This window comes from Mesorhizobium sp. P3_B5 (assembly GCF_056402815.1).
Genome location: NZ_JBFUGR010000002.1, coordinates 153,195 through 178,081 on the forward strand (window position 1 = coordinate 153,195; position 24,887 = coordinate 178,081).

Annotated in this window: 30 protein-coding genes; 25 read left to right on the top strand and 5 right to left on the bottom strand. The window is 63.1% G+C overall.

Translation table 11 applies throughout. The features are described from left to right. The first annotated feature begins 34 nt into the window (after positions 1 to 34). The 4 genes from AC1DVW_RS05755 (at position 35) to AC1DVW_RS05770 (ending at position 4,317) form a co-directional block, all read left to right on the top strand. Positions 35 to 1,840 (top strand): methyl-accepting chemotaxis protein, encoded by a 1,806-nt coding sequence (locus AC1DVW_RS05755; protein WP_477322630.1) that lies wholly within the window; start codon positions 35 to 37, stop codon positions 1,838 to 1,840. 194 nt (positions 1,841 to 2,034) lie between these two features. After that, positions 2,035 to 3,126: a hypothetical protein gene (locus AC1DVW_RS05760; RefSeq protein WP_477321784.1), complete on the top strand. Its 1,092-nt coding sequence runs from the start codon at positions 2,035 to 2,037 to the stop codon at positions 3,124 to 3,126. A gap of 115 nt (positions 3,127 to 3,241) precedes the next feature. Further along, the gene (locus AC1DVW_RS05765) at positions 3,242 to 3,862 is read left to right on the top strand and encodes a nucleoside triphosphate hydrolase (protein WP_477274329.1); all 621 of its coding nucleotides are present in this window, start codon (positions 3,242 to 3,244) and stop codon (positions 3,860 to 3,862) included. Between the two features lie 86 nt (positions 3,863 to 3,948). After that, positions 3,949 to 4,317 (top strand): hypothetical protein, encoded by a 369-nt coding sequence (locus AC1DVW_RS05770; RefSeq protein WP_477274331.1) that lies wholly within the window; start codon positions 3,949 to 3,951, stop codon positions 4,315 to 4,317. A 36-nt stretch (positions 4,318 to 4,353) separates the two neighbouring features. On the opposite strand, the gene AC1DVW_RS05775 is transcribed toward AC1DVW_RS05770, so the two are convergent. The 3 genes from AC1DVW_RS05775 to AC1DVW_RS05785 form a co-directional block, all read right to left on the bottom strand. Then, a complete protein-coding gene (locus AC1DVW_RS05775) occupies positions 4,354 to 5,058 on the bottom strand; it encodes a glutathione S-transferase family protein (RefSeq protein WP_477321786.1) in 705 nt (234 codons plus the stop codon). Positions 5,059 to 5,184: 126 nt separating this feature from the next. After that, the gene (locus AC1DVW_RS05780) at positions 5,185 to 6,393 is read right to left on the bottom strand and encodes a beta-ketoacyl-[acyl-carrier-protein] synthase family protein (RefSeq protein ID WP_477321788.1); all 1,209 of its coding nucleotides are present in this window, start codon (positions 6,391 to 6,393) and stop codon (positions 5,185 to 5,187) included. A gap of 5 nt (positions 6,394 to 6,398) precedes the next feature. Continuing rightward, a complete protein-coding gene (locus AC1DVW_RS05785; protein ID WP_477240701.1) occupies positions 6,399 to 6,653 on the bottom strand; it encodes an acyl carrier protein in 255 nt (84 codons plus the stop codon). A gap of 208 nt (positions 6,654 to 6,861) precedes the next feature. Here AC1DVW_RS05785 and AC1DVW_RS05790 point away from each other — a divergent pair, with 208 nt between their 5' ends. The 5 genes from AC1DVW_RS05790 to AC1DVW_RS05810 are packed head-to-tail and all read left to right on the top strand — an operon-like array spanning position 6,862 to position 8,802. Beyond that, positions 6,862 to 7,695 carry an urease accessory protein UreD gene (locus AC1DVW_RS05790; protein WP_477322632.1) on the top strand — a complete coding sequence of 278 codons (834 nt, stop codon included), beginning with the start codon at positions 6,862 to 6,864 and terminating at the stop codon, positions 7,693 to 7,695. Between the two features lie 22 nt (positions 7,696 to 7,717). Next, a complete protein-coding gene (locus AC1DVW_RS05795; protein WP_023693076.1) occupies positions 7,718 to 8,020 on the top strand; it encodes an urease subunit gamma in 303 nt (100 codons plus the stop codon). Between the two features lie 10 nt (positions 8,021 to 8,030). After that, positions 8,031 to 8,285, top strand: coding sequence for a DUF1272 domain-containing protein (locus tag AC1DVW_RS05800; protein ID WP_477240705.1), 255 nt, complete (start codon positions 8,031 to 8,033; stop codon positions 8,283 to 8,285). A gap of 48 nt (positions 8,286 to 8,333) precedes the next feature. Next, a complete protein-coding gene (locus tag AC1DVW_RS05805) occupies positions 8,334 to 8,489 on the top strand; it encodes a hypothetical protein (RefSeq protein WP_477240707.1) in 156 nt (51 codons plus the stop codon). 7 nt (positions 8,490 to 8,496) lie between these two features. Next, on the top strand, positions 8,497 to 8,802 hold the full coding sequence (locus AC1DVW_RS05810; RefSeq protein ID WP_477321790.1) for an urease subunit beta: 306 nt from the start codon (positions 8,497 to 8,499) through the stop codon (positions 8,800 to 8,802). A gap of 74 nt (positions 8,803 to 8,876) precedes the next feature. Here AC1DVW_RS05810 and AC1DVW_RS05815 read toward each other — a convergent pair whose 3' ends face one another. Then, complete coding sequence (locus AC1DVW_RS05815) at positions 8,877 to 9,254, bottom strand: hypothetical protein (protein ID WP_477240711.1); 378 nt, start codon at positions 9,252 to 9,254, stop codon at positions 8,877 to 8,879. 167 nt (positions 9,255 to 9,421) lie between these two features. Between AC1DVW_RS05815 and ureC the strand changes: the two genes are divergently transcribed. From ureC to AC1DVW_RS05860, 9 genes are all read left to right on the top strand, one after another. Beyond that, a complete protein-coding gene (gene ureC, locus AC1DVW_RS05820) occupies positions 9,422 to 11,134 on the top strand; it encodes an urease subunit alpha (RefSeq protein WP_477321792.1) in 1,713 nt (570 codons plus the stop codon). A 32-nt stretch (positions 11,135 to 11,166) separates the two neighbouring features. Further along, on the top strand, positions 11,167 to 11,601 hold the full coding sequence (locus AC1DVW_RS05825; protein WP_477321794.1) for a hypothetical protein: 435 nt from the start codon (positions 11,167 to 11,169) through the stop codon (positions 11,599 to 11,601). 34 nt (positions 11,602 to 11,635) lie between these two features. Then, positions 11,636 to 12,229, top strand: coding sequence for a hypothetical protein (locus AC1DVW_RS05830; protein WP_477240715.1), 594 nt, complete (start codon positions 11,636 to 11,638; stop codon positions 12,227 to 12,229). A 47-nt stretch (positions 12,230 to 12,276) separates the two neighbouring features. Next, complete coding sequence (locus tag AC1DVW_RS05835) at positions 12,277 to 12,882, top strand: glutathione S-transferase family protein (protein ID WP_477321796.1); 606 nt, start codon at positions 12,277 to 12,279, stop codon at positions 12,880 to 12,882. After that, positions 12,879 to 13,475: an urease accessory protein UreE gene (gene ureE, locus AC1DVW_RS05840; protein ID WP_477321798.1), complete on the top strand. Its 597-nt coding sequence runs from the start codon at positions 12,879 to 12,881 to the stop codon at positions 13,473 to 13,475. Before AC1DVW_RS05835 ends, ureE begins: the two co-directional genes overlap by 4 nt. Next, the gene (locus tag AC1DVW_RS05845) at positions 13,468 to 14,139 is read left to right on the top strand and encodes an urease accessory protein UreF (RefSeq protein ID WP_477321800.1); all 672 of its coding nucleotides are present in this window, start codon (positions 13,468 to 13,470) and stop codon (positions 14,137 to 14,139) included. The genes ureE and AC1DVW_RS05845 overlap by 8 nt, the downstream gene beginning before the upstream one ends. Then, entirely contained in the window at positions 14,136 to 14,576 is a 441-nt protein-coding gene (locus AC1DVW_RS05850; protein WP_477321801.1) for a DUF3995 domain-containing protein, read from the top strand. The genes AC1DVW_RS05845 and AC1DVW_RS05850 overlap by 4 nt, the downstream gene beginning before the upstream one ends. Continuing rightward, a complete protein-coding gene (ureG, locus tag AC1DVW_RS05855; RefSeq protein WP_477310903.1) occupies positions 14,573 to 15,205 on the top strand; it encodes an urease accessory protein UreG in 633 nt (210 codons plus the stop codon). The genes AC1DVW_RS05850 and ureG overlap by 4 nt, the downstream gene beginning before the upstream one ends. A gap of 100 nt (positions 15,206 to 15,305) precedes the next feature. Continuing rightward, complete coding sequence (locus AC1DVW_RS05860; protein ID WP_477321803.1) at positions 15,306 to 16,073, top strand: class II aldolase and adducin N-terminal domain-containing protein; 768 nt, start codon at positions 15,306 to 15,308, stop codon at positions 16,071 to 16,073. A gap of 5 nt (positions 16,074 to 16,078) precedes the next feature. Here AC1DVW_RS05860 and AC1DVW_RS05865 read toward each other — a convergent pair whose 3' ends face one another. Beyond that, positions 16,079 to 16,711, bottom strand: coding sequence for an HAD family hydrolase (locus AC1DVW_RS05865; protein WP_477321805.1), 633 nt, complete (start codon positions 16,709 to 16,711; stop codon positions 16,079 to 16,081). A gap of 213 nt (positions 16,712 to 16,924) precedes the next feature. Between AC1DVW_RS05865 and AC1DVW_RS05870 the strand changes: the two genes are divergently transcribed. From AC1DVW_RS05870 to AC1DVW_RS05900, 7 genes are all read left to right on the top strand, one after another. Continuing rightward, positions 16,925 to 17,884, top strand: coding sequence for a sugar-binding transcriptional regulator (locus AC1DVW_RS05870; RefSeq protein ID WP_477240731.1), 960 nt, complete (start codon positions 16,925 to 16,927; stop codon positions 17,882 to 17,884). A 318-nt stretch (positions 17,885 to 18,202) separates the two neighbouring features. After that, a complete protein-coding gene (gene gcvA, locus AC1DVW_RS05875; RefSeq protein WP_477240735.1) occupies positions 18,203 to 19,111 on the top strand; it encodes a transcriptional regulator GcvA in 909 nt (302 codons plus the stop codon). 733 nt (positions 19,112 to 19,844) lie between these two features. Continuing rightward, positions 19,845 to 21,155, top strand: a complete 1,311-nt coding sequence (locus AC1DVW_RS05880; protein ID WP_477321807.1) for an ABC transporter substrate-binding protein — start codon at positions 19,845 to 19,847, stop codon at positions 21,153 to 21,155. A gap of 140 nt (positions 21,156 to 21,295) precedes the next feature. Further along, on the top strand, positions 21,296 to 22,168 hold the full coding sequence (locus AC1DVW_RS05885) for a carbohydrate ABC transporter permease (RefSeq protein ID WP_477321809.1): 873 nt from the start codon (positions 21,296 to 21,298) through the stop codon (positions 22,166 to 22,168). Positions 22,169 to 22,179: 11 nt separating this feature from the next. Then, entirely contained in the window at positions 22,180 to 23,004 is an 825-nt protein-coding gene (locus tag AC1DVW_RS05890; RefSeq protein ID WP_477321811.1) for a carbohydrate ABC transporter permease, read from the top strand. A gap of 52 nt (positions 23,005 to 23,056) precedes the next feature. Continuing rightward, a complete protein-coding gene (locus AC1DVW_RS05895; RefSeq protein ID WP_477321813.1) occupies positions 23,057 to 24,061 on the top strand; it encodes an ABC transporter ATP-binding protein in 1,005 nt (334 codons plus the stop codon). Then, positions 24,058 to 24,828, top strand: a complete 771-nt coding sequence (locus AC1DVW_RS05900) for an L-iditol 2-dehydrogenase (protein ID WP_477321815.1) — start codon at positions 24,058 to 24,060, stop codon at positions 24,826 to 24,828. The genes AC1DVW_RS05895 and AC1DVW_RS05900 overlap by 4 nt, the downstream gene beginning before the upstream one ends. Positions 24,829 to 24,887 lie beyond the last annotated feature (59 nt).

Here is a 24,887-nt window from a genome sequence, read left to right on the forward strand (position 1 = left end):
TGGTGCGACATTTGGCTTGGGGGTTAATATGAGCATGGAACTCGGCGCGCAGGCGCCGTCGCTGATCAGGGCATCTCTCAGCCGCACCGGCAAATGGGCCGGCAGCGTCGCCTTTATCGGCGGGGCGGCTTCCGACATCCTCAACCCGCTGGCGCCGTTCGCCGCCTATATCGCGCTGGTCGCCTCGGTCGCGGCAGCCATCATTGCCATCGCCATTGTGTTGCGACTGGTGCTGGCGGCCAAGGCGCTGCCGGCGCTGATCTTTGCCACTAGCGCCGCCGCGGTTGCCGGTGGCGTCTACGGGTTGCAACAGCAGACCAATTCGCAAAACGGGGTGATCGCCGGCCTGGTGCCGGCCATCGCTCAGCTGCAGCAGTCGATGGGCATCGTCTCGGCCAAGGTGGCCAAGATCGAGAAAACCGTCACCGAGACGCAGCAGACGGTCGAGGCGGTCAAGCAGACCACCGACACGGTGGCCAAGACGACCGAGGAGATCGCCTCGACCCAGCAGCAGCAGGCCGTGCAGGGCGCCGAAACGCAAAAGAGCGTCGAGGCGGTCAAGCAAACCACCGAGACGCTAGCCGCCGGCCAGAAGCAGCAGGCGGCGCAGGCCGAGAAACTGCAGGCGACCACCGAGCAGATCGCCGTCTCGATCGACACCATCGCCAAGGGGTTTGCGGCACTCGCCGCCCAGGGCGGGGCGATCGCCGACCCCAAGCGTCCCGACGAGTACTATCACAATGCCCGCGTCTACGAATTGTCGGGCGACATGCTCAATGCGCGGCGCTCCTATCTCGCCTTTGCCGGTTTCGATGTCGACGCCATCGATCCCTACACGCGCTTTGCCACGCTGCTGCGCGTGCAGGACGGCAAGGCGGGCTCGCGCGAAGTGTTCGGCGCGCTGGCCGACAAGGGCAAGGCGCTGTCGATCAAGCTCGTCCATCTCGAACAGTTCGACGATGCCCAGCGCATCGACAAGCTCAACGCCTTCATATCAGCCAATCCCGATTTCGCGCCGGCCTACTATCTTTTGGCGCAGGAGTTTTCGGAGGATCGCCTCGGCAGCCAGTCGCTGTCCGACAAACGCAGCGAAGCCCAGGCGCTGACCAAATTCGTGTCCTACGAAAAGGATGGCGGGCTGCTGAAGTATTTCGTCGACCAGACCCAGCTCGCCGACTGGCTGGACCGCAGTCGCAGCCGGCTGGCCGCCCTTGGCGACGTGCTCGACCCCTCGCGTTTTGCACCGACGTTGACGCCGATGCGCTCGAACCAGGGCTGGTCGATGACCATCTCGCTGCCCGAGGTGGCCACGGCCATTTCCTGGCGTCTCGGCAGCAGCGGCCCGTTCACCGACACCGGCTTCCTGGCGGTCAACGACCAGCGCACCGGCAAGCCGATGCCCAATCCGAGCTTCGAGCTGCCCGACAGCACCGCGGCCACCACCATCGCCATCAAATATCTCGATCTGAGGGGACGCGAGACCGGCCCGTTCGACATCAGCTTCGATCCGGACGCCGCCCTGCAGCAAGGCTCGAAGCAGATCCTCGACCAGTTCTGGACCTCGTGGATCGCCTTCGATGCCAGCGGCAATCACGGCCTGGTCTATTTCAGCCAGATGCTGTCGTTCCGCTGCGCCATCAAGCAGGTGCATTACGGCCTGAACGGTGCGGCGCTCGACAAGGAGATCAAGATGCCGCCTTGCGACAAGAAGGACCCTTACGCCATCCCCTACGACTACCAGCCCTATTTCAAGGTCGCCGACAGCGTGAAGTCGATGTCGGTGCAGGTCACCTACATGGACGGCACCCAGTCACCGGTGAGGGAGTACAAGCGGCAGTAGCGGCCAGAACCCTTCTCCCCGTCACTATACGGGGAGAAGGTGCCGGCAGGCGGATGAGGGGCGGCGCGGACAGTCCACGATTGGCCATCACTCCACTATGGTTCCCTCGTCTGATGCAAAATGCCAGCCCCTACGCTTGCGCAATCCGCCCTGACCGGCTTTTGCTGGCGCGGGCAGAATCAGCAGGTGCGCGCATGGATAGGATCACGATCAAGGCTAACGGCATTTCGGTTGCGCTCGACCTCACGGTCGGCCATCTCGCCGACATGGCGGTCGACATCGATGGCCGCCAGCTGAAGCCGCTGCACCGCGCACCCTGGGTCGACACGGACGAGACGCTGCCGCAAAACCTGCCCGAAGGCACCGTTCGCCTGTCGGGCGATTTCCTCTGCGCGCCGTTCTCGCGCAGCGATGTCGAGGAAGCACCGCTGCATGGCTGGCCGGCCAACAGCGCCTGGGATGTCGTCGACAGCAGCGCGACATCGGATGGCTGGCGCGCCACCTTCCGGCTGCAGCACAAGGTCATGGGCGCCACCGTCGACAAGATCCTCACGCTGCGCGATGGCCACCCCTTCCTCTATCAGGAGCACGTCTTTTCCGGCGGCGCCGGCGCGATTTCCGTCGCCCACCATCCGATGACCGCGATGCAGGACGGCGGCCGGCTCGCCTTCTCGCCAAAGCGCTTTGCCGCGACGCTGGACGAGCCGCTGGAGCCCGACCCGGCCCGCGGCCGTTTTCTGCTCGCCTATCCCGCGCGTTCCGCCGACCTGACGCGCTTTCCGACCGCCGATGGCGGCACGACCGACCTCGGCGACTATCGCAACGATCAGCTGCGCGAGGATTTCCTCACTTTGGTCGAGGCCGATCATGGTGGGCTGGGCTGGACGGCATTGGCGCGCCGGGCCGAACAGGATCTCGTGCTGGTGCTGAAGAACCCGGCCGAATTGCCAGTCACCATGCTGTGGTTCAGCAATGGCGGCCGCGACTACGCGCCGTGGAACGGCCGCCATCGTGGCGTGCTCGGCATCGAGGACGGCCGCGCCGCGGTCGGTCACGCCGCGTCGATCAGTGACAACTGGCTGAAGCGCGAAGGCGTGGCGACGGCCTTTGCGCTCGGCGGCGAAGTCTCCTTCCGCCATGTTATCGGCGCACTGCCGCAGGCGGGCGGCGAACCACCCCGCGACATCGCAACGTCGGATGGCCGCATGCGCCTGGCCGCAGCCGACAGCTCGACCCGCGATATCGCCTTCGACAGCGATTTCCTGCGCATCGGCCAGCCTGGCTGATTTTCCAGCGCCGGCGCGGCGCTAACGTCGGCAGATGTCGCCCAATAGGCCAAATCGCGGTTTGAAATTTCCGCAAACTGCCGACAAGATGCAAAAGAACAACCGGAAGCGCCCAATGTCCGAAATCGCCCATCTCGCGGCCACCATCTTCAAGCGTGCCGGCAAGGCGCCGCGCTTCATCGTCGCCATTGCCGGTCCTCCGGGCGCCGGCAAGTCGACGCTGTCGGCCAGCCTGCATGATCTTTTGCCGGAAGGCGCCGCGGAAGTCGTGCCGATGGATGGGTTCCACTATGACGACATCGTGCTCGACCGGCGTGGCCTTCGCTCCAGAAAAGGTGCGCCGGAAACCTTTGATTTCTACGGCTTCGAGACGCTGCTGAAGCGCATCCGCGCCAGCGAGCCCGACATCGCCATTCCGGTGTTCGACCGCAGCATGGAACTGTCGCGCGCCGCCGCGGGGATCGTCGCAGCCGAGACCAAATTCATCCTGGTCGAGGGCAATTACCTCTTGCTCGACGAAGAGCCATGGTCGCGCCTGGCGCCGCTGTTCGATTTTACGATCTATGTCGACGTGCCGCGCTCCGAACTCGAGCGCCGCCTGCTGGAGCGCTGGCATGGCCATGGCCGTTCCGACGCCGATGCCCGCGCCTGGATCGCCTCCAACGACATGCCCAACATCGATCGCGTGCTGGCCCGCCGGCGGCAAGCCGACCTGGTAATCGGCGATCACGCATAATTCTCAGGATTTCCGAACGGGAACCTTAAGACTTTCTGGTCGTTATCGCCCAAACCGGCAATCGTGCCGCCATGAGGGAACGTCCAATGGCAACCAAGGCAAGAAAACCCGTCAAGGGCAAGACAGCGCAACCCAAGGCAACGCAAGCAAAGGCAGGCGCAGGCCCGGCTATTGCGGCGCGCTCCAAGGATGCAAAGCCGGCTTTCGGCAAGGCGCCGCCCAAGAAAGTGGTGCCGGCCATGGCCAAGACTGCGGCAAAAACCACCGCGCCAAAAGCCGCCAAGCCCAGGAAGGCGGCATCCGGCGGATCGATGGCAGGCAATGCCATGCGCACGGTCAAGGCGACGGCCAATGTTGCCGCCGGCGCGGTTGTCGCCACGGCCAGAGGCGCCGCATCGCTCGCTGCTTCCGTGATCGGCAGGGGCGGCTCAAAAGCCAAAGCCAAGGCGAAATAGGCCGAGCCGCTTCTCGCGGCTCTGCCTCGCCTCGCGTCAGGCTCTCGCCGGGATGTTGAGGCCCCTCTGCACCGCTGGGCGCGCCAGGCCGCGCTCCAGCCACGCCACCACGATGGGAAAATCGTCGAAGCCGACGAGTTCCCGCGCCTCATAGAAGCCGATCAGATTGCGCACCCAGCCGAGCATCGAGATGTCGGCGATGGTGTAGTCGTCATCCATGATCCAGGTGCGGCCCTTCAGCCTTGTCTCGAGCACGCCGATCAACCGCCGCGATTCGTCGCGATAGCGCTCGAGAGGTCGCTTGTCGGCGATCTCACGTCCCGCGAATTTGTTGAAAAAGCCGACCTGGCCGAAGATCGGCCCGATCGAGGCCATCTGGAAGAACACCCACTGTATGGTCTCGTAGCGCCGCGTCGGATCGGCGGGGATCAGCTTGCCGGTCTTGTCGGTGAGGTAGAGCAGGATGGCACCGGATTCGAACAGGGCGATCGGCTTGCCGCCCGGGCCGTTGGGGTCGATGATCGCCGGGATCTTGCCGTTGGGGTTCAGCGACAGAAATTCCGGCGTCCAGCTCTCGTTCTTGCCGATCTGGACGAGGTGCGCCTCATAGGGCAGGCCGAGCTCCTCCAGCGCGATCGAGATTTTCACACCGTTGGGTGTTGTCGCGGAATACAGCTGGAGGCGGTCGGGATGCTTGGGCGGCCAGCGCTGGGTGATCGGAAAGGCGGACAGGTCGGTCATCGAGGGGCTCCGGCTCGGGGATTTCGCGCGCAAGGGCGCTGCATGGCGGGTTGCCAACAGTTAGGCGCGCAATCCTTTGTGATCAATACGCCAGCGTTTGGCCGTGCACGGATAAGATGGAAACGCTCAGACCGCCCGGAACGCCACCACCGCATTGGTGCCGCCAAAGGCAAAACCGTTGCTGATCGCGGCGCGCACCTTGCGCTCGCGCGCGACGTTCGGCGTGATGTCGAGATCGCAATCGGGATCGGCTTGCCGAAAATTGGCCGTCGGTGGCACGAGGCCTTCGCGGATCGCCATCACGCACGCGATCATCTCCAGCGCGCCGGATGCGCCAAGGCAATGGGCGTGCATCGACTTGGTCGAGGAGATGGAAAGCTTGTAGGCCTGATCGCCGAAGACGCGCTTGATCGCCGCCGTCTCGATCTGGTCGTTGGCCTTGGTGCCGGTGCCATGCGCATTGAGATAGTCGATGTCTTCCGGATTGAGTTCGGCATCGGCGAGGCATGCGCGCATCGCCGCCGTCGGCCCATCGATGGTCGGGGCGACGATGTCGGACGCATCGGCCGACAGCCCGGCGCCGGCAATTTCGGCCAGGATGTTGGCGCCGCGCGCCATCGCGTGTTCGTAGGTTTCCAGCACTGCCATGGCCGCACCTTCGCCGAGCGACAGGCCTTGACGATCGGCCGAGAACGGCCGGCAGGTGTCGGGCGCCAGCACCCTCAGCGCTTCCCAGCCTTTCAGGATGCCCCAGACCAGCGGCGCGTCGGTGCCACCGGCGACCATGACGTCGGCGCGGCCGAGCCTGATCTGGTCGACCGCCGAGGCAAAGGCATGGTTTGACGAAGAGCACGCCGAGGTGACGCCGAACACCGGCCCGCGCAGGCCAAGCGCCATGCTGACATGGCCCGACGCCGCGCTCGGCATGACTTTCGGCACGGTGAAGATGCCGGCGCGGTTCTTGCCCTCGAGCAGGATGGCGCGATAGCTCTCTTCGATCGCTTCCCAGCCGCAGACGCCGACGCCGATCACGGCGCCCATGCGGTAGGTGGTGGCCTCGTCCGAAGCCAGTCCGGCATGCTGCATCGCCTCGCGCGCGGCGATCGTCGCCAAAAGACTGAAGCGGTCCATCGACACGGTCTGCTTGTGGCTGATGCCATGATCGGGAAGCGTCTTGATCTCGCAGCCGACCCTGACCTTCAGGTCATGCAATTCGGAATTGGCGATCGGGCCGATGGCCGAGCGGCCGGCGCACATTTCACCCCAGATCGCGGGCGCATTGGTGCCGAGCCCGCATATGCCGCCGATGCCGGTGATGACGACCCGCTTGCGCATTCAGCTCAGGCTTTTTTCGCGATCAGCGCGCGAACCGCCTCGACCATGTCGCCGACATTCTTGAGATTGCTCCAGGCATCGACCGTGTTCATCTCGATCTCGATGCCATAATCTTCCTCGAGATCGAAGATGATCTCGGTCAGTTCCAGCGAATGGATGCCAAGCGCGGTCAATTCGGTACTGGTGGTGATTTCTTCGCCGCCCGGCTCCGCGTGAGCCTTGATCTTGGCGATGATGTCCGTTGCCAGCTGGTCAGCCATTCGGTTTCTTCCCCAACTCTGTCGTTTCCCGACGCCAACTGATCAGCGCCCCTCTGTCCCCGGATTCGAATCCTCGTCGCCTTTTACCCAGCAAGGCGCTGTATGACCGTTCCAGGGTGGCTCCCTCTATAGAAACGGAAACGTTGTCAAGCAACAAGCTATATATCGACAAAGCCGCCGCAGTGCTTAACGTTGGGCCGTGGACACGATGGAACACACCTCGATTTCAGCACCGCCGGCCCAGCGCGCAGCCGGCCTGGCGCAGCTTGTTTGCAGCAAAAGTGGCGGCCGCACGCGCCTTCAGCGTCTCTATCAGGATGGCTCCGCCAAGATCCGCATGCCGGCCGTGGCAGTCGATCCGCTCGAAGCCGTGTTGATCAACACCGCCGGCGGGTTGACCGGCGGCGACCGCCTCGGCTGGGAGATCGATGTCGGTGCCGGCGCTTCCGCCTCGATAACCACCCAGGCCTGCGAGAAGGTCTATCGCGCCGCGTCCGACCGCGCCGAGGTGCGGGTCAGGCTGATGGTTGGCGAAAACGGCCGCATTGCCTGGCTGCCACAGGAAACCATTGTCTTTGACCGATCGGCCTTTGCCCGCACGCTTGACGTCGAACTCGCCGACGGCGCCGAGGCGCTGCTGCTTGAGGCCACGGTCTTCGGTCGCCTCGCCATGGGCGAAAGTACAACCCAAGGCCAATTCCACGACCGCTGGCGCGTCCATCAGAATGGCGCGCTCGCCCATGCCGAGGATTTCCGCATCGGCCCCGGCATTGCGACCGCCTTGAACCGTCCGGCGGCGGCCGGCGGCGCCATCGCGGTGGCGACGCTGCTGATGGTCTCGCCGCGGGCGGAAGCCTTGCTCGATCCGGCGCGTGACATCATCGGCGGCCAGGGCGACGCCAGCGCCTGGAGCGTCCAGAAATCTGGCAAGCTTCTTGCGAGGCTGTTTGCCGAGGACGGCTACCAGCTCCGCAAGCGGCTGGTTCCGCTTGTCGAATTGCTCAACGGGCGGGCGGGTCTGCCCAAATTATGGTCACTTTGATTCTGCCACTCCGGGAAAACGCATGAACCTGACGCCAAGGGAAAAGGACAAGCTGCTGATCGCCATGGCGGCGATCGTGGCCCGCAAGCGGCTGGAGCGCGGCGTCAAGCTCAACCACCCGGAAGCGATCGCGCTGATCACCGATTTCGTCGTCGAGGGTGCCCGCGACGGCCGCCCGGTGGCCGAACTGATGGAGGCCGGCGCCCATGTCGTCACCCGGGCGCAGGTGATGGAAGGCATCGCCGAGATGATCCACGACGTGCAGGTCGAGGCGACATTTCCCGACGGCACCAAGCTGGTCACCGTGCACGAACCCATCAGGTGAGGAGGCGAACATGCTGGAACTGCGTCCCAACTGCGAATGCTGTGACAAGGACCTGCCGCCCGAGGCGACGGACGCGCTGATCTGCACCTTCGAATGCACCTTTTGCGTTGATTGCGCTGAGAATGTGCTGGGCGGCACCTGCCCGAATTGCGGCGGCAATTTTTCCATGCGCCCGATCCGGCCGGCCGCGATGCTGAAGAAATATCCGGCGTCGACCAAACGCGTTCTCAAGGCCGAAGGCTGCGGCCCCCGCAAGGCCGCTTGAACTGACGACGATTTTGAAACGGAAGGCACGTCGATGATATCAGCTCCGATGAAAAGCATCGCCCTCTCGGCGATCCTGCTGCTCGCCACCGCCATGCTGCATGCCGTCGGCCTCGGCCTCGGCGTCAGATTCCGTGGCCTTGCTCGCGCTGCCGGTGCCGCTTGCGCGGTGGTCGGCGTCGGCCTCGTCTTCGGCGTGTTGTGAGGTTCTGATGATCCCGGGCGAAATCATCACCGCAGGCGGCGATATCGAACTGAACAAGGGCCTGCCGACGCTGTCGCTGAAAGTCGCCAACAGCGGCGACCGGCCGATCCAGGTCGGCAGCCACTACCACTTCTTCGAGACCAATGAGGGTCTGAAGTTCGATCGCGACAGAGCGCGGGGCATGCGCCTCGACATCGCCGCCGGCACCGCCATGCGCTTCGAGCCGGGCCAGGAGCGCGACGTCACGCTGGTGCCGCTCGGGGGAAAACGCGAGGTCTACGGGTTTCAGCAGAAGATCATGGGCAAGCTGTGAGTTCGACGGCGTCGAGTGTTGTCGGCCCTTTGATGCGGCGGACGGACCGGATGCCAGTCCGCCGCAACGTATCGTCAGCTCGCTTTCTTGGTGATCAAGGTCAACGCGCCATTGGGGTTCATGCTGGCGGCAATCACCTGCGCCGACGTAAGCCCCTTGGCTTCGAGCGCCGACTTGACCTGTGGCGTGGCGTCGATCGAGCCGCGCAGCTTCTGCAGGTCGCCGTCGCCGCGCTTGGCGATCACTTCGTTGACCTTCGCCTGTGTAGCCTCAGGCAGTTCCTTGATATCGACGATGCTGATGCTCTGAATCGCCGGCGCTGCCGGCGGAGTGCCGGGCGCCGTGGGGGCGGCCGAAGCCGGCGGTTGTTGCTGCGCGGGCTGTTGCTGGGCGCTGGCGGCGCTCGCCAGCATCAGGGTGGCGGTGGCTGTAATAAGTATCGTCTTGCGCATGGATTTTCCTTTCCATCGTTTGGCAAACGGTCGTTTTTGGGTGGCTCGCCCACCTCAACCGGCAAATGGGATCAGAAGGTGTCGCCCAGCGGGTCATTGCATGACCATAGGATGGCGACCATGTGGAGTTCGGCTGCGGCCAGACCCTATTTCAGGAGCAAGTGCTGATGGCTAGAATTACCCGCGCCGCCTATGCGCAGATGTACGGCCCGACGGTCGGTGACAGAGTGCGGCTTGCCGACACCGAATTGTTCATCGAGGTCGAGAAGGACCTCACCATTCACGGCGAGGAAGTGAAATTCGGCGGCGGCAAGGTCATCCGCGACGGCATGGGCCAGAGCCAGGTTTCTCGCGCGCAAGGTGCCGTCGACACCGTCATCACCAATGCGCTGGTCGTCGATGCCAGCGCCGGCATCTTCAAGGCCGATATCGGCCTTAAGGACGGCCGCATCGCGGCAATAGGCAAGGCCGGCAACCCGGATACGCAAAACGGCGTCACCATCATCATCGGCCCCGGTACGGAAATCATCGCCGGTGAGGGCAAGATCCTCACCGCCGGCGGCTTCGACGCGCATATCCATTTCATCTGCCCGCAGCAGATCGAGGAAGCGCTGATGTCAGGCATCACCACCATGCTCGGCGGCGGCACCGGCCCGGCGCATGGCACGCTGGCGACGACCTGCACGCCGGGGCCGTGGCACATGGCCCGCATGATCCAGTCTTTTGACGCCTTCCCGATGAACATCGGCCTGTCGGGCAAGGGCAATGCGTCGCTGCCCGCAGCACTTGAGGAAATGGTGCTGGGCGGTGCCTGCTCTCTGAAGCTGCACGAGGACTGGGGCACGACGCCGGCGGCCATCGACTGCTGCCTGTCGGTCGCCGACGATTACGACGTGCAGGTGATGATCCACACCGACACGCTGAACGAGTCGGGCTTTGTCGAAAACACCGTCGCCGCCATCAAGGGCCGCACCATCCACGCCTTCCACACCGAAGGCGCCGGCGGCGGCCACGCGCCAGACATCATCAAGGTCTGCGGCCTGCCCAACGTCATCCCGTCCTCGACCAACCCGACAAGGCCCTACACCGTGAACACGCTGGCCGAGCATCTCGACATGCTGATGGTCTGCCATCATCTGTCGCCGTCGATCCCAGAAGACATCGCCTTTGCCGAAAGCCGCATCCGCAAGGAAACCATCGCCGCCGAAGACATTTTGCACGACATCGGTGCTTTCTCGATCATCTCGTCGGACAGCCAGGCCATGGGCCGCGTCGGCGAAGTCGCGATCCGCACCTGGCAGACCGCCGACAAGATGAAGCGCCAGCGCGGCTCGCTGCCGCAGGAGACCGGCAACAATGACAATTTCCGCGTCCGCCGCTACATCGCCAAATACACCATCAACCCGGCCATTGCGCATGGCCTGTCGAAGGATATCGGCTCGATCGCAGTCGGAAAACGCGCCGACCTGGTGCTGTGGAATCCGGCCTTCTTCGGCGTCAAGCCGGACATGGTGTTGCTCGGCGGCATGATTGCCGCAGCACCCATGGGCGACCCCAACGCCTCGATCCCGACACCGCAGCCGATGCACTACCGGCCGATGTTCGGCGCCTATGGTAAGGCGCGGATCAACTCGTCGGTGACTTTTGTTTCGAAGGCGGCGCTCGAATCAGGCCTGCATGGCAGGCTTGGTGTCGACAAGCAGTTCGTCGCGGTCGAAAACACCCGTGGCGGCATCGGCAAGCATTCGATGGTGCTCAACGATGCCACGCCGCATGTCGAGGTCGACCCCGAAACCTACGAAGTGCGGGCAGACGGCGAACTCTTGACCTGCGAGCCGGCGACGGTGCTGCCGATGGCGCAGCGGTATTTTCTGTTTTAGGACTGGTGCGCCCACGAAGTATTGGAGGCACCGTGGACGAGCAAAAGAAACAGGCCTTGATTTCGAGAATGGGCGCGCTGCAAAAATACAACGGCGGCGTTGCTCCGCTTGCTATGCCGCTTGTTCCGTTGGAAGAATATTTCGATGGAGCTGAAGGTGAAGCCGGATCGCTGTGCAACAGTCCGGAGGCGCCGGACAACGAAACGGTTCTAGCCACATTCCGATCGATACGAGAAAGGCCCGAAGTTCACGACATCCGGATAGCAATCGTGCAGTGTGATGATGGAGAATGGCCGTTCTCGGACAAAGTCGTCATCACAACGCGCGCCACCGAAGACCATGTGATTGGCTGGCTGCCGTCGGGCTTTGAGCCAGACGAAACCTGGGAGGGAGATGTAGACCATCTACCCGCCGAGCAGGTTGAAATTCCGGCCGGTTACCGAAAGCTATGGCTCTGGTATGATTGAAGCCGTATCTGTCAGCAGTTCTTAGAACAGACGAATGGCCACCGAAATAGCTTCCGCCCACGACATCTTCCCGCACATCCGCATCGTCATGGGCATGGTGATCGGCCTCGGCGTCACGCGCCTTTTGTCGGGGCTGGCCCGCATCGTCCAGCATCCCGGCCAGTACAAGCTCTATCCCGTGCATCTCGCCTGGGTCGCCTCGGTGCTGTTGATGCTGGTGCATTTCTGGTGGTGGGAGTTCGGCCTCTACGCCATCGAAAACTGGACCTTCGGCAAATATTTGTTCCTCATTTTTTACGCCATCACGCTGTTCCTGCTGTGCGCGCTGCTGTTTCCGGATTCGATGCTGGACTACACCAGCTACGAGGATTTCTTCTATTCGCGCCGCGCCTGGTTTTTTGGCCTGTTGGGCGCAACCTATCTGCTCGACGTGGTCGACACGCTGCTCAAGGGGCCGGAGCATTTCGCCCATTTCGGCAACGAGTACCTGATCCGCACGCCGGTCTTTTTCGCGCTTTGCATTGTCGCCATCCTGGTGCGCGATCGCCGCTTTCACATCGTCTTCATCGCCGGCACGCTGATCTATCAGGTATCGTTCATCCTGCGGCTCTTCGACACGATCGTATGACCGCAGCGGATGGACTAGGCTCCCAGGGAAAGGCAGAGGTTTCAACCATGTACCAGGCCGTTGGATCGCGCGGATCCCGGGTCAGCCGTGTTCTCTGGATGCTCGAGGAACTCGGGCAGCCCTATGAATTCGTCGAGGTCAAACTGCGCTCACCGGAAGCCTATGCGCTCAACCCGTCGGGCAAGGTGCCGATCCTGATCGACGGCGAGTTGAAGGTGACGGATTCCGCAGCGATCTGCGTCTATCTCGCCGACAAGCATGCGGACAAAGGCATGGGCGCCAATCCCGGTGTTGCCGGCCGCGCCGAAATGGATTCGTGGATGCACTTTGCCCAATCGGAATTCGAAGCGCCGCTGTGGAACAAAGTGCGCCACCGCTTTCTCTTGCCGAAGGAAATGCGGGTCGATGTCGGCCCCGCCGCGGCGCATGACTTCGCCTCGGAGGTCAAGGCGTTGGATCGCCGGCTTGGCGACAACCCCTTCGCGCTGGGTGACCGCTTTTCCGCCGTCGACGTGCTGCTTGGCGATATGGGCAGTTGGGCGCGTGCTGGCCGGTTCCCGATCGAATCCGACCGCGTCAGCGCCTATTTCGACCGCCTGCTGGCGCGCCCCGCTCGCGCTCGCGCGCAGGCCAATGGAGGTTCCCTCAGATGAAGCTCGACATCCGCACCGACTTCACCAAATTCCCGCGCGCCGTCTCGGTGCTGCCAGCCGGCGAGGCCGGAGCGACTGCACCATACGGTCGCGCCGTGCTTGCCCATGACGAGCGGCATCTGCGCCGCCGCGCCATTGAGCTTGCCGACGGCAGCAAGGTGCTGGTCGACCTGCCTGAGGCGGTGGCCCTGAACGACGGCGACCGGCTGGTGCTGGAGGACGGCCGTCATGTCGAGATCGTCGCGGCAGAGGAGCCACTCTACGACATCCGCGCCGCCAACCCCGTGCATCTGTCCGAGCTCGCCTGGCATATTGGCAACCGCCATCTCGCCGCCAGTATCGAAGCGGGGCGCATCCTCATCCTGCGCGATCATGTCATCAAGGCGATGCTGGAGGGGCTGGGCGCCACGGTCGAGGACGTCTCCGAACCGTTCAAGCCGGTGCGCGGCGCCTATTCCGCCCAAGGTGGGCATGGCCATGATCACGGCCATTCACACGCGGAGGCGCACAGCCACGCGGCCCATTCTCACTCGCACAGCGAATCGCATTCTCATTCACATTCTCACACCGGCCACCACCACGACCATGACTGACCAGCCTTCCGGCATCGCTCTTTTGCGGCTGATGGCGTGGCTGTCGCCGTCCTTCCCGGTTGGCGGCTTCTCCTACAGCCACGGTCTTGAGCGCGCCGTGCATGACGGGGCGGTATCGGACAGCGAAAGGCTCGCCGCATGGCTGGAAACGCTGGTCGAGATGGGTTCGGGCTGGAACGACGCCGTGCTGTTCGCCGAAAGCTGGCGGCGCGCCCGCGAAGGCGGCGATTTCGACGAAATTGCCGGGCTCGCCGAGGCTTTGGCCGGATCGCGCGAGCGCCATTCGGAGACCATGCTGCAGGGTGCCGCCTTTCTCAAGGCGGCATCGGCCTGGCCAAATCCTGTGCTGCAGCGCCTGCCCGAGGAATGCGCCTATTGCGTCGCCGTCGGCGCCGTTGCCGGCGGCAACGCCATTGCCCTGCAGGACGCGCTGTCGGCATTCCTGCAGACCTTCTTTTCCAACCTCGTCCAAGCTGCGATCAGGCTCGGTGTCGTCGGTCAGACCGGCGCCACCGCGCTGCTCGCCGGCTTCGAACCGCTGGCATTGGCGACGGCCGATCGCGCGGCGCGCTCGACGCTTGACGATCTCGGCGGCTGCGCCTTTATCTCGGACATCATGGCGATGAAGCACGAAACCCAATACTCCAGGCTGTTCCGTTCATGATCGTCCTCGCCTTCGCACTGTCCTTCGTCCTGCTGCCGATCACCGCGCTGCATGTCTATTGGGGCATCGGCGGCATCTGGCCGGGCAGGGACGCTGCCTCCTGCGCCCGGGCCGTGGTCGGCTTTCGCGGCGTCAACGAGATGCCGACGCCTTTCGCCTCGTTCGCGGTTGCGGCCTGTCTGGCCTTGGCCACTCTGTGGCCGCTGGCGCTGGAAGGCGTGTTTGCTTCGCCCTTTCCCAAGGCCGGGCTCGCCGCCACATCGCTGCTCATCGCTCTGGTGTTCCTCGGGCGCGGCATTGCCGGCTTCACGCCCTGGTGGCGCCGGTTGGCGCCGGAACAGCCTTTCGCGCGGCTCGACCTGCGATATTATTCGCCGCTGTGCCTGTTGATCGGGCTCGGCTTTGCCATTCTTGCCATCACGGAGTTCCCCACATGACACAAGCCAACGGCCCTCTGCGTATCGGCATTGGCGGCCCTGTCGGTTCCGGCAAGACGACGCTGACCGAGAAGCTCTGCAAGGCGCTGCGCGACGAGTTCTCCATCGCCGTCGTCACCAACGACATCTACACCAAGGAAGACGCCATGATGCTGGCCAGGCTGCAGGCGCTGCCCGAGGATCGCATCATGGGTGTCGAGACCGGTGGCTGTCCGCACACCGCCATCCGCGAGGATGCCTCGATCAACCTGCAGGCGATCGCCGAGATGAACAGGAAATTCCCCGACCTCGACATCGTCTTCATCGAATCCGGCGGCGACAATCTCGCGGCGACCTTCTCGCCCGATCTCGCCGACCTGACGCTCTATGTCATCTCGGTCTGCCAGGGCGAGGAAATCCCAAGGAAGGGCGGGCCTGCCATCACCCGTTCCGACTTCCTCGTTATCAACAAGAGCGATCTGGCGCCCTATGTGAACGTCAATCTCGATGTCATGGAGAGCGACGCCACCCGCATGCGCGGCAAGCGCCCCTTCGGCTTTACCGACCTGTCGCGCGGCAAGGGGTTGCAGGAAGTGATCGACTTCATCGTCGAGCATGGCGGGCTGAGGGCGGCGCGGTCGGCCGCCTGACACATTTAGCGGCGCGGATGGAGTTGGTCTGCACCAAACGAAACCGGTTGCGCGCCTGTCGGCTGCGCGGCATCCTTGTTTCTTTCACGGAGTTTTGTCGATGAGCATCGCCCGGCTGCAGAAGGAAACGCTGACCAACCTGCCCTTCTACGAGGAGCGCGTCGATCTCGCCGCCGCCTTCCGCTGGACGGCGCGGCTCAACATGCACGAGGCGGTGGCCAATCATTTCTCGCTGGCGGTCAACGATGACGGCACCAAATTCCTGATGAACCCCAACCAGGTGCATTTCTCGCGCATCAAGGCGAGCGATCTGCTTTTGATCGACGCCAACGATCCCGACACGCTCTCCGGCCCCAATGCACCCGATCCGACGGCATGGGGCCTGCATGGCGCCATCCATCGCAATGTGCGTCACGCGCGCTGCGTCATGCATGTGCATTCGGTTCACGCCACCGTGCTCGCCTCGCTCGCGGATTCGCGCCTGCCGCCGATCGACCAGAACTCGGCGATCTTCTTCAACCGCCACGTTGTCGATGGGCACTATGGCGGGCTGGCTTTCGAGGAAGAGGGCGAGCGCTGCTCGCAGCTTCTCGTCGATCCCAAGGTCAAGGTGATGGTCATGGGCAATCATGGCGTTCTGATCATCGGCGACAGCGTCGCCGACACCTTCAACCGCATGTTCTATTTCGAACGCGCCGCCGAAACCTACATCAAGGCGCTGTGGACAGGCCGTCCGCTGCGTGTGCTCTCCGACGAGATCGCCGAGAAGGCAGCACTCGAGCAGGAAGACTATCCGGGTCAGGCCGAACGCCACCTCAGCGAACTGAAGGCGATCCTCGACGAACAGGAACCGGTCTACCGGAACTGATCTTTCTAAAGCCCGAATTCCCTACGCAATTCCTCGGCGCTGTTGACGACGATAGCCCCGGGCGGCCCTGCCATCGGCGCTTCCGGCCAGAAGATCGTCCGCATCCCTGCCGCCAGCCCGGCCATGGCGCCGGTGCGACTGTCATCGACCGCGACGGCGTCGGCAGGATCGACGCCGGCCAGCCAGGCGGCGCGCAGGAAGGGCTCGGGATGCGGCTTGCCTTCATGCACGTCGTTGCGGCTGATGGTCCTCATGCCGGGATAGATCAGGCCGACGGCGCTCAAGTTTGCATCGACGATCAGCCGGTCGGAGTTCGACACCACCGCTTGCGCCACGCCTAGCGCCCGCAATTCGTTGAACACCTCGATCGCGCCGGGGCGCGGCTTCAGCGTTTCGGCCATCGGCAGATAGTGGTCGTATTTGCGCACGATCCAGTCGTCGAACGGCAGGTCGAGGCCAAAGTCGTCGCGCAGCATCTCGTAGACCGGCCATGCGGCAACACCCAGCACCCGCTCATGCAAATTGGCCGGTGGCGCGATGCCGACGCTGTGCAACGCCGCCACCAGCGCCGCCTCGTGCAGCGGCTCGCTGTCGACCAGCGTGCCGTCCATGTCCCAGAAAACCGCTTTCGGCGTCATGCTAGAATCCCTTTTTCGATCCCCTTAAAGCGTTTGTGGCAGGAGATAAACCTTTGAGCCTGTCATCGGCGATGCCGATTGGGCGGTTGTCGCATCGCCGACGTTCCAAGACCGCAAGCAATTGCCCTTGTGATAGACAATTGCGCGCGAGCGCATTCCCTGCAAGACTATAGCGTTCCGCCTCGATGCTTGGCGGGCATGGGAGGCAGGACGTTGAATTCCCGGCAGGATGGCGGCAGCAACAGGCTGGACGACGCGGCGCGTGCCGGCTGGCTTTATTATGTTGCCGGCAACACGCAGGACCAGATTGCGTCCACGCTCGGCATTTCCAGGCAGACGGCGCAGCGGCTCGTCTCGCTGGCGGTGTCCGAGGGGCTGATCAAGGTGCGCGTCGATCACCCGATCGCCAACTGCCTCGACCTCGCGGCACGGCTGAAATCGCGTTTCGCGCTGGATCTGGTCGAAGTGGTGCCGAGCGATCCGGCGTCGTCCTCCACCGTCATCGGCATCGCCGAGGCGGCGGCTGCCGAGATCGAACGGCGGCTAAGGTCGCCGACCCCGATCGTCATGGCTATCGGCACCGGCCGTACGCTGAAGGCGGCGATCGAGCAGCTGCCGCCGATGGAATGTCCGCAGCACAAGGTGGTGTCGCTGACCGGCAACATCTCGCCCGACGGTTCGGCCGCTTTCTACAACGTCATCTTCACCATGGCCGACAGGGTCAAGGCGCGCTCCTTCCCGATGCCGCTGCCGGTCATCGCCTCCTCTCCGGAAGAGCGCGAAATGCTGCTCAACCAGCCGATGATCCAGCCGACGCTGGCGCTGGCGGCAGAGGCCGACGTCACCTTTGTCGGTATCGGCGACCTCGGCCCCAAGGCACCGCTCTACGAGGACGGCTTCATTTCGGAAGCTGAATTGAAGGCGCTGCAAAAGGCAGGCGGCGTCGCCGAAATCGTCGGCTGGGTGTTCGACCGCGACGGCCGCATGATCGACGGCATCACCAACGACCGTGTGTCGTCGGCGTCGCTGCCGTCGCGCGAAAAGTCGCTGGTCATCGCGCTCGCCATGGGCGAGCGCAAGCTGCCTGGCATCCTTGCGGCGGTGAACCGGCGGCTGGTCAACGGCCTGATCACCGATGAGCGGACCGCCGCCGCGCTGCTCGCCGCCGGGTGATTTCTCGATAAGTTGAACAAGGCTATTGGCGCCGCCCGCAAGGATCGTTGCCGTCCAGAAAACCCATGTCGCGCTGCAGATGCGGCGGCAAGTCCCTGATGTCGAGATAGGCCCGTCTGCGGGCCATTTTCCGTGCAAATCCAAGCGTCAGCCATGAAAGCCAGCTGTGGCCTGGAGCTAAGATCAGCTTTTCCTGTACCGTGGTCATGATCGTCAGCCTCCGCTATGTCTGGACGAGATTGATCGTCGACCCCAGATATCGGCGGGATCGGCCCTCGCTTCCAATCAAACGTCGATCACGGCCCATAAGGAGGGCTTATGCCGAATCTTGAGGCACGACAGATTTCCCAGCTCCCGCCGCTGCAGGCTGTCAGGGTGTTCGAGGCGGTGGCGCGGCATCTTTCCTTCACCAAGGCCGCAGATGAGCTCGGCATGACGCAGGCGGCGGCGAGCTATCAGATCAAGCTTCTGGAAGAGCGCGTCGGCGGGCCGCTGTTCCTGCGCCGGCCAAAGCAGATCGTGCTGACCGAGGCCGGCCAACGCCTGGCGCCGGCGGTCAGCGAGGCGTTCGCGCTGCTGAGCGGAGCCTACTCCGCCGCGCGCACCGGGGCAGACGGCCTGCTCTGCGTCTCGACGCTGCTGACCTTTGCCTCGAACTGGCTGGCGCAGCATCTTGGCTCGTTCCAGCTCGCGCATCCGGCGCTGGCCGTTCGCCTCGACACGTCGAACCGCATCGTCGATTTCGCCCGCGAGGACATCGACATCGCCATCCGCTCGGGCGGCGGCAACTGGCCGGGCATGGAGGTGCACAAGCTTCTTGATGCCGACTTCACGCCGATGCTCAGCCCTAAACTGGCTGCCAGCATCGGCGGCGTCAACGAGCCGGCCGATCTGTTGCGCCTGCCCATTCTCGATCCCGGCGATATCTGGTGGAGGGACTGGTTCGCGGCTGCCGGTGTACAATCCCACGATCTTGCCACGCGCCCCGGCTCGAGCATGGGTGCGCAAGCCTACGAGGCCAATGCCGCCATCGCCGGCCAGGGCGTGGCCATCCTGACCAGGGCGCTGTTCAAGACCGAACTTGCCGATGGCCGCCTCATCCAGCCCTTTGACCTCGTCGGCGATGACGGTCACGCCTACTGGCTGGTCTATCCCGAAGCGCGCCGCAACGTGCCGAAGATCCGCGCCTTTCGCGATTGGGTGCTGGCCGAGATCGCTTGCCCGTAGGCGAAGCGGAAGATGCCTGTCGCCATGCGAGAGGCTTCTACGACCCCGTCCTTCAGCATGGTTAACCAATAGTAAGCGCTCAGTTAACCATCACCCTGAAAAACACTGTCGACATCATCTGTTTGGCCAGCCCCGCACTTGTTGCGACTCAATCAAGTTGGATCAATCGGCGCAGTAAAATGCCGTTGATCAGTGAGATTGTCAGGGCCGATGAAAGCTTATCGTGTCGAAGAAATGGAAGACTGCGCTGTGCGCGCGACACATATGATCGAAGCATTTACCCCGTTTCAAGCTGCTGCTCGGGCAATCCGTCGGGAAGTTACACTGCGAAAAGATGAATCCGACTGGATCAGAGTGACGGAAATCTTGACCAGAGCCAGGCAAGACCGCGATGGCGACGTTTTCGAATATTGCGTCGGACGATATCCGTCGCACGGATGAAAACCCTCGTCCAGACACGCTACTGGCGATAGGCCGCGATAGCCGGTCGACATAGGCCCGCAATCCTTCGCCAGTTCACAGAAGGGCGATCGGGCGAAACTCTGTCGTTTCGATTTACGGCCGCCGGTTTCGAACCCGTTCTCAAAACACCGCAATTCGCCACGCGCTGCATGCCGCGCGACATCCCGCGTGCTGCGCTGCAGCATCGAATCCGGCTTGACATAATTAACAGCAGGTGAGTAATTGCTCATCACCAAGGCAAATGCTCATCTTGGTTTATGGGAGGAATTTGATGAAACTTCGCACGCTCACACTGGGCCTGTTGTCGGCCAGCGCTCTTGCGTTCGCCGCTCACGCCGAATCCATCACCATCGCCACCGTCAACAATGCCGACATGGTCCGCATGCAGACGCTGACGGACGACTTCGCCAAGGCGAACCCCGACATCACCCTCAACTGGGTCACGCTCGAAGAGAACGTGCTGCGCGAGCGCGTCACCACCGACATTGCCACCAAGGGCGGCCAGTATGACGTGATGACCATCGGCACTTATGAAGTTCCGATCTGGGCCAAGCAGAGCTGGCTGCTGCCGCTCGACAAGCTCGGCGACGACTACGACGCCAAGGATATCCTGCCGGCCATTGCCGGCGGCCTTTCGGTCGACGGCAAGCTCTATGCAGCACCGTTCTACGGCGAAAGCTCCTTCGTAATGTACCGCAAGGACCTGATGGAGAAGGCGGGCCTTACCATGCCCGACGCGCCGACCTGGGACTTCATCAAGCAGGCTGCCGACAAGATGACCGACCGCGCCAATGGCGTGAACGGCGTGTGCCTGCGCGGCAAGGCCGGCTGGGGCGAGAACATGGCTTTCCTCACCGCCATGTCGAACTCCTTCGGCGCCCGCTGGTTCGACGAGAACTGGAAGCCGCAGTTCGATCAGCCCGAATGGAAAAACACGCTGCAGTTCTATGTCGACCTGATGAAGGCCGACGGCCCCGAGGGTGCTTCGTCCAACGGCTTCAACGAAAACCTGGCGCTGTTCCAGCAGGGCAAGTGCGGTATGTGGATCGATGCCACCGTCGCTGCATCCATGGTCTCCGACCCGAAGAGCTCGAAGGTCGCCGACAAGGTTGCCTATGCGCTGGCGCCAGACACCGGTCTCGGCAAGCGCGGCAACTGGCTGTGGGCATGGTCGCTGGCCATTCCGGCCGGTACGCAGAAGGCAGACGCGGCCGAAAAGTTCGTCTCCTGGGCAACCAGCAAGCATTACTCTGAGCTCGTCGCTTCCAAGCTAGGCTGGGCCAGCGCTCCTCCGGGCACGCGCACCTCGCTCTACGCAAATGCCGAGTACCAGAAGGCGGCGCCGTTCGCCAAGATGACGCTGGACTCGATCAACGCGGCCGACCCGACGCATCCGACCGTCAAGCCGGTGCCCTATGTCGGCGTCCAGTTCGTCGCCATCCCTGAGTTCCAGGGTCTCGGCACCACCGTCGGCCAGCTCTTCTCGGCGGCACTTGCCGGCCAGTCGAGCGTCGACGATGCCCTGAAGCAGGCTCAGGACGCTGCCACGGCAACGATGACCGAGGGCGGTTATATCAAGTAGGCTCCTCCCGGTGCCGAATGCCGGTCATCGATCATGACCGGCAACGGCCGCCCGAATCCCAGTTCGGGCGGCCGCCTTCACAATCCTAGGAATTGTGGCACAACTCTAAAAATCTGACTGACCTTTGGAGGGTGACCGTCATGGCTACTCAGCAGACCCGTTCGCTTGCCCGCTTCATGATGGCGCCATCCGTGGTGCTGCTGTTCGTCTGGATGATTGTGCCGCTGGTCATCACCTTGTGGTTCTCCTTCCAGCAGTACAATCCGCTCAACCCGATCCGCGATGGGTTCGTCGGCTTCTCGAACTACGCGCTGTTCTATTCCAACCCGGCCTTCCTGCAGTCGATCCTCAACACGCTTGTCCTCGTCGGTAGCGTGCTTCTGATCACGGTGATCGGCGGCATCATGCTGGCGTTGCTGATCGATCAGCCGATGTGGGGACAAGGCATCGTGCGCATTCTCGTCATCTCACCGTTCTTCGTCATGCCGCCGGTGGCGGCACTGGTCTGGAAGAACATGATCATGCATCCGCAATACGGCGTCTTTGCCGACATAGCGCGCTTCTTTGGTGGGCAGCCGATCGACTGGTTCGGGCAGCATCCGATGCTGGCGATCATCATCATCGTCGCCTGGCAGTGGCTGCCTTTCGCCACTCTGATCCTGTTGACCGCCCTGCAGTCGCTCGACGGCGAACAGAAGGAAGCCGCCGAAATGGACGGCGCCGGCTTCGTCAGCCGCTTCATCTATCTAACGCTGCCGCACATGTCGCGCGCAATCACCGTCGTCATCCTGATCCAGACGATCTTCCTTCTGTCGGTCTATGCCGAGATCCTGGTCACCACCAATGGCGGCCCGGGCTACGCCTCAACCAACCTGCCCTTCCTCGTCTACCAGAAGGCACTGCTGGAGTTCAAAATCGGCCAGGCATCCGCCGGCGGTGTCATCGCCGTCATTCTCGCCAACATCGTCGCCTTCTTCGCCATGCGCGCAGTCGGCAAGAACCTGGACAAGTAAGGGAGGATACGATGGCACGTGCAGTCACCACCCAACACAAGGTCGTTGCGACCGCGGCAGCCTGGATCGTCGCGCTGCTGATCTTCTTCCCGATCCTTTATACGATCATCACCTCGTTCAAGTCGGAGCAGGAGGCCATCCAGGGCTTTGCCCTGATCCCGTCGGGGACGTTCGAGAGCTATACCGAAGTCCAGGCGCAGAGCGGCTATTTCAAGTTCTTCTTCAACTCGGTGCTGCTGTCGGTCGGCTCGACCATTCTGGCGCTGATCGTCGCGGTTCCGGCGGCGTGGTCGATGGCCTTCTCGCCGGGCAAGTGGACCAAGGACATCCTGATGTGGATGCTCTCGACCAAGATGATGCCGGCGGTTGCCGTGCTGTTCCCGATCTACCTGATCTTCCGCGATACCGGACTGCTCGATAGCCGCATCGGCCTGATGGTCATGCTGATGCTGATCAACCTGCCGATCGTGATCTGGATGCTCTACACCTACTTCCGCGAGATCCCGGGTGAAATCCTCGAAGCGGCGCGCATGGACGGCGCCACGCTGTGGGGTGAAATCGCCTATGTGCTGACCCCGATGGCGGTGCCGGGCATCGCTTCGACCATGCTCTTGAACATCATCCTGGCGTGGAACGAAGCGTTCTGGACCATCCGCCTGACCACCACCGAAGCAGCACCGCTGACGGCCTTCATCAGTTCGTTCTCAAGCCCGCAGGGCCTGTTCTGGGCCAAGCTTTCGGCAGCCTCGACGCTGGCGATCGCGCCGATCCTGATCATGGGCTGGTTCAGCCAGAAGCAGCTTGTGCGCGGCCTGACATTTGGTGCTGTGAAGTAGCGTACCTTGCCTGAAGCAATCCACGAAAAATAACCCTTCGGGGGAGGAAACCATGGGAAACATTACACTCAAGAACGTGTCCAAGCACTTCGGATCGACGATCATCATTCCGGGCCTCGACCTGGTCATCGAGAACGGTGAATTCGTCGTCTTCGTCGGTCCGTCTGGCTGCGGCAAGTCCACGCTGCTGCGCCTCATCGCCGGCCTCGAGGACACCAGCGGCGGCACCATCAACATCGATGGCCGCGACGTCACCGGCGAGGCGCCGGCCAAGCGCAAGCTGGCCATGGTGTTCCAGTCCTACGCGCTCTACCCGCATATGACGGTGGCCAAGAACATCGGCTTCCCGTTGAAGATGGCCGGCGAGGATGTGGCGACGATCGACAAGAAGGTGAAGGACGCGGCGCGCGTGCTCAACCTCACCAACTATCTCGAACGCCGCCCCGGCCAGCTCTCCGGCGGCCAGCGCCAGCGCGTCGCCATCGGCCGCGCCATCGTGCGCCAGCCCTCGGCCTTCCTGTTCGACGAGCCGCTGTCCAACCTTGACGCGGCACTGCGCGGCACCATGCGGCTCGAGATCAGCGAACTGCACCATCAGCTCAAGACGACGATGATCTACGTCACCCACGACCAGATCGAGGCCATGACCATGGCCGACAAGATCGTCGTGCTCAATGCCGGCAACATCGAGCAGGTCGGCTCGCCGATGGAACTCTACAAGTCGCCGAAGAACCTGTTTGTCGCCGGCTTCATCGGCTCACCGAAGATGAACCTGATCGAAGGCGCACCGGCCGCCAAGTACGGCGCCAAGACCATCGGCATCCGGCCCGAGCATATGAACATCTCGACGACGGCGGGTGAATGGAAAGCGGTTGTCGGCGTCGCCGAACATCTCGGCTCCGACACGTTTTTGCACGTCCAGGCAGACGGCGTCGGTACGCTGACGGTGCGAGCCGACGGCGAAATGCCCGTCCGCCACGGCGACACCATCTATCTGTCGCCGGACAAGGTCAGAATGCATCGCTTCGGCGCCGACGGAAAGGCGATGGCGCAGTGAGGCTGAAAGGCAAATCGGCGCTGGTCACCGGATCGGCACGCGGCATCGGCAAAGCCTTCGCCGAAGCCTATGTGCGTGAAGGTGCGACCGTCGCGATTGCCGATATCAATCTGGAGGCTGCCGAAAAGACAGCCTCCGAGATTGGCGCCAAGGCCTATGCGGTCAGGCTCGACGTCTCCGACCTCACCTCGATCGAGGTGGCGGTGAAAGCGGCGGAGACAAAGACCGGCGGCCTCGACATACTGATCAACAACGCCGCTTTGTTCGACCTGGCGCCGATCGTCGAGATATCAAAGGCGAGCTACGACAAACTGTTTTCGGTCAACGTCGCCGGCACTTTGTTCATGCTGCAGGCAGCGGCACGTTCGATGATCGCAAGGGGCAAGGGCGGCAGGATCATCAACATCGCGAGCCAGGCCGGACGGCGCGGCGAGCCGCTGGTCGCCGTCTACTGCGCCACCAAGGCCGCCGTGATTTCGCTTACCCAGTCAGCCGGGCTCGACCTGATCAAGCACCGCATCAACGTCAATGGCATCGCGCCCGGCGTCGTCGACAGCGATATGTGGGATGAGGTCGATGCGCTGTTCGCCAAGTACGAGAACCGGCCAAAGGGCGAGAAGAAGCGGCTCGTCGGCGAGGGCGTGCCTTACGGCCGCATGGGCAAGCCGGAGGACCTGACCGGCATGGCGGTGTTCCTGGCCAGCGATGACGCTGAATACATCGTCGCCCAGACCTACAATGTCGATGGCGGCCAGTGGATGAGTTGAGGGGCGAAGGCACTCTTCTCCCCGTCCCTCCACGGGGAGAAGAGGCCGGGATCACGCAG

Bases quoted from the DNA above. Each gene is read 5' to 3' on its own strand.
- AC1DVW_RS05795 (WP_023693076.1), top strand. From the start codon at position 7,718: ATGAACCTGACGCCAAGGGAAAAGGACAAGCTGCTGATCGCCATGGCG.
- AC1DVW_RS05810 (WP_477321790.1), top strand. From the start codon at position 8,497: ATGATCCCGGGCGAAATCATCACCGCAGGCGGCGATATCGAACTGAAC.
- AC1DVW_RS05860 (WP_477321803.1), top strand. From the start codon at position 15,306: ATGAGCATCGCCCGGCTGCAGAAGGAAACGCTGACCAACCTGCCCTTC.
- AC1DVW_RS05755 (WP_477322630.1), top strand. From the start codon at position 35: ATGGAACTCGGCGCGCAGGCGCCGTCGCTGATCAGGGCATCTCTCAGC.
- ureG (WP_477310903.1), top strand. From the start codon at position 14,573: ATGACACAAGCCAACGGCCCTCTGCGTATCGGCATTGGCGGCCCTGTC.
- gcvA (WP_477240735.1), top strand. From the start codon at position 18,203: ATGCCGAATCTTGAGGCACGACAGATTTCCCAGCTCCCGCCGCTGCAG.
- AC1DVW_RS05850 (WP_477321801.1), top strand. From the start codon at position 14,136: ATGATCGTCCTCGCCTTCGCACTGTCCTTCGTCCTGCTGCCGATCACC.
- AC1DVW_RS05770 (WP_477274331.1), top strand. From the start codon at position 3,949: ATGGCAACCAAGGCAAGAAAACCCGTCAAGGGCAAGACAGCGCAACCC.
- AC1DVW_RS05785 (WP_477240701.1), bottom strand. From the start codon at position 6,653: ATGGCTGACCAGCTGGCAACGGACATCATCGCCAAGATCAAGGCTCAC.
- AC1DVW_RS05835 (WP_477321796.1), top strand. From the start codon at position 12,277: ATGTACCAGGCCGTTGGATCGCGCGGATCCCGGGTCAGCCGTGTTCTC.
- AC1DVW_RS05815 (WP_477240711.1), bottom strand. From the start codon at position 9,254: ATGCGCAAGACGATACTTATTACAGCCACCGCCACCCTGATGCTGGCG.
- AC1DVW_RS05880 (WP_477321807.1), top strand. From the start codon at position 19,845: ATGAAACTTCGCACGCTCACACTGGGCCTGTTGTCGGCCAGCGCTCTT.
- AC1DVW_RS05780 (WP_477321788.1), bottom strand. From the start codon at position 6,393: ATGCGCAAGCGGGTCGTCATCACCGGCATCGGCGGCATATGCGGGCTC.
- AC1DVW_RS05805 (WP_477240707.1), top strand. From the start codon at position 8,334: ATGAAAAGCATCGCCCTCTCGGCGATCCTGCTGCTCGCCACCGCCATG.
- AC1DVW_RS05790 (WP_477322632.1), top strand. From the start codon at position 6,862: ATGGAACACACCTCGATTTCAGCACCGCCGGCCCAGCGCGCAGCCGGC.
- AC1DVW_RS05800 (WP_477240705.1), top strand. From the start codon at position 8,031: ATGCTGGAACTGCGTCCCAACTGCGAATGCTGTGACAAGGACCTGCCG.
- AC1DVW_RS05845 (WP_477321800.1), top strand. From the start codon at position 13,468: ATGACTGACCAGCCTTCCGGCATCGCTCTTTTGCGGCTGATGGCGTGG.
- AC1DVW_RS05865 (WP_477321805.1), bottom strand. From the start codon at position 16,711: ATGACGCCGAAAGCGGTTTTCTGGGACATGGACGGCACGCTGGTCGAC.
- AC1DVW_RS05890 (WP_477321811.1), top strand. From the start codon at position 22,180: ATGGCACGTGCAGTCACCACCCAACACAAGGTCGTTGCGACCGCGGCA.
- ureC (WP_477321792.1), top strand. From the start codon at position 9,422: ATGGCTAGAATTACCCGCGCCGCCTATGCGCAGATGTACGGCCCGACG.
- AC1DVW_RS05765 (WP_477274329.1), top strand. From the start codon at position 3,242: ATGTCCGAAATCGCCCATCTCGCGGCCACCATCTTCAAGCGTGCCGGC.
- AC1DVW_RS05885 (WP_477321809.1), top strand. From the start codon at position 21,296: ATGGCTACTCAGCAGACCCGTTCGCTTGCCCGCTTCATGATGGCGCCA.
- AC1DVW_RS05775 (WP_477321786.1), bottom strand. From the start codon at position 5,058: ATGACCGACCTGTCCGCCTTTCCGATCACCCAGCGCTGGCCGCCCAAG.
- ureE (WP_477321798.1), top strand. From the start codon at position 12,879: ATGAAGCTCGACATCCGCACCGACTTCACCAAATTCCCGCGCGCCGTC.
- AC1DVW_RS05830 (WP_477240715.1), top strand. From the start codon at position 11,636: ATGGCCACCGAAATAGCTTCCGCCCACGACATCTTCCCGCACATCCGC.
- AC1DVW_RS05760 (WP_477321784.1), top strand. From the start codon at position 2,035: ATGGATAGGATCACGATCAAGGCTAACGGCATTTCGGTTGCGCTCGAC.
- AC1DVW_RS05895 (WP_477321813.1), top strand. From the start codon at position 23,057: ATGGGAAACATTACACTCAAGAACGTGTCCAAGCACTTCGGATCGACG.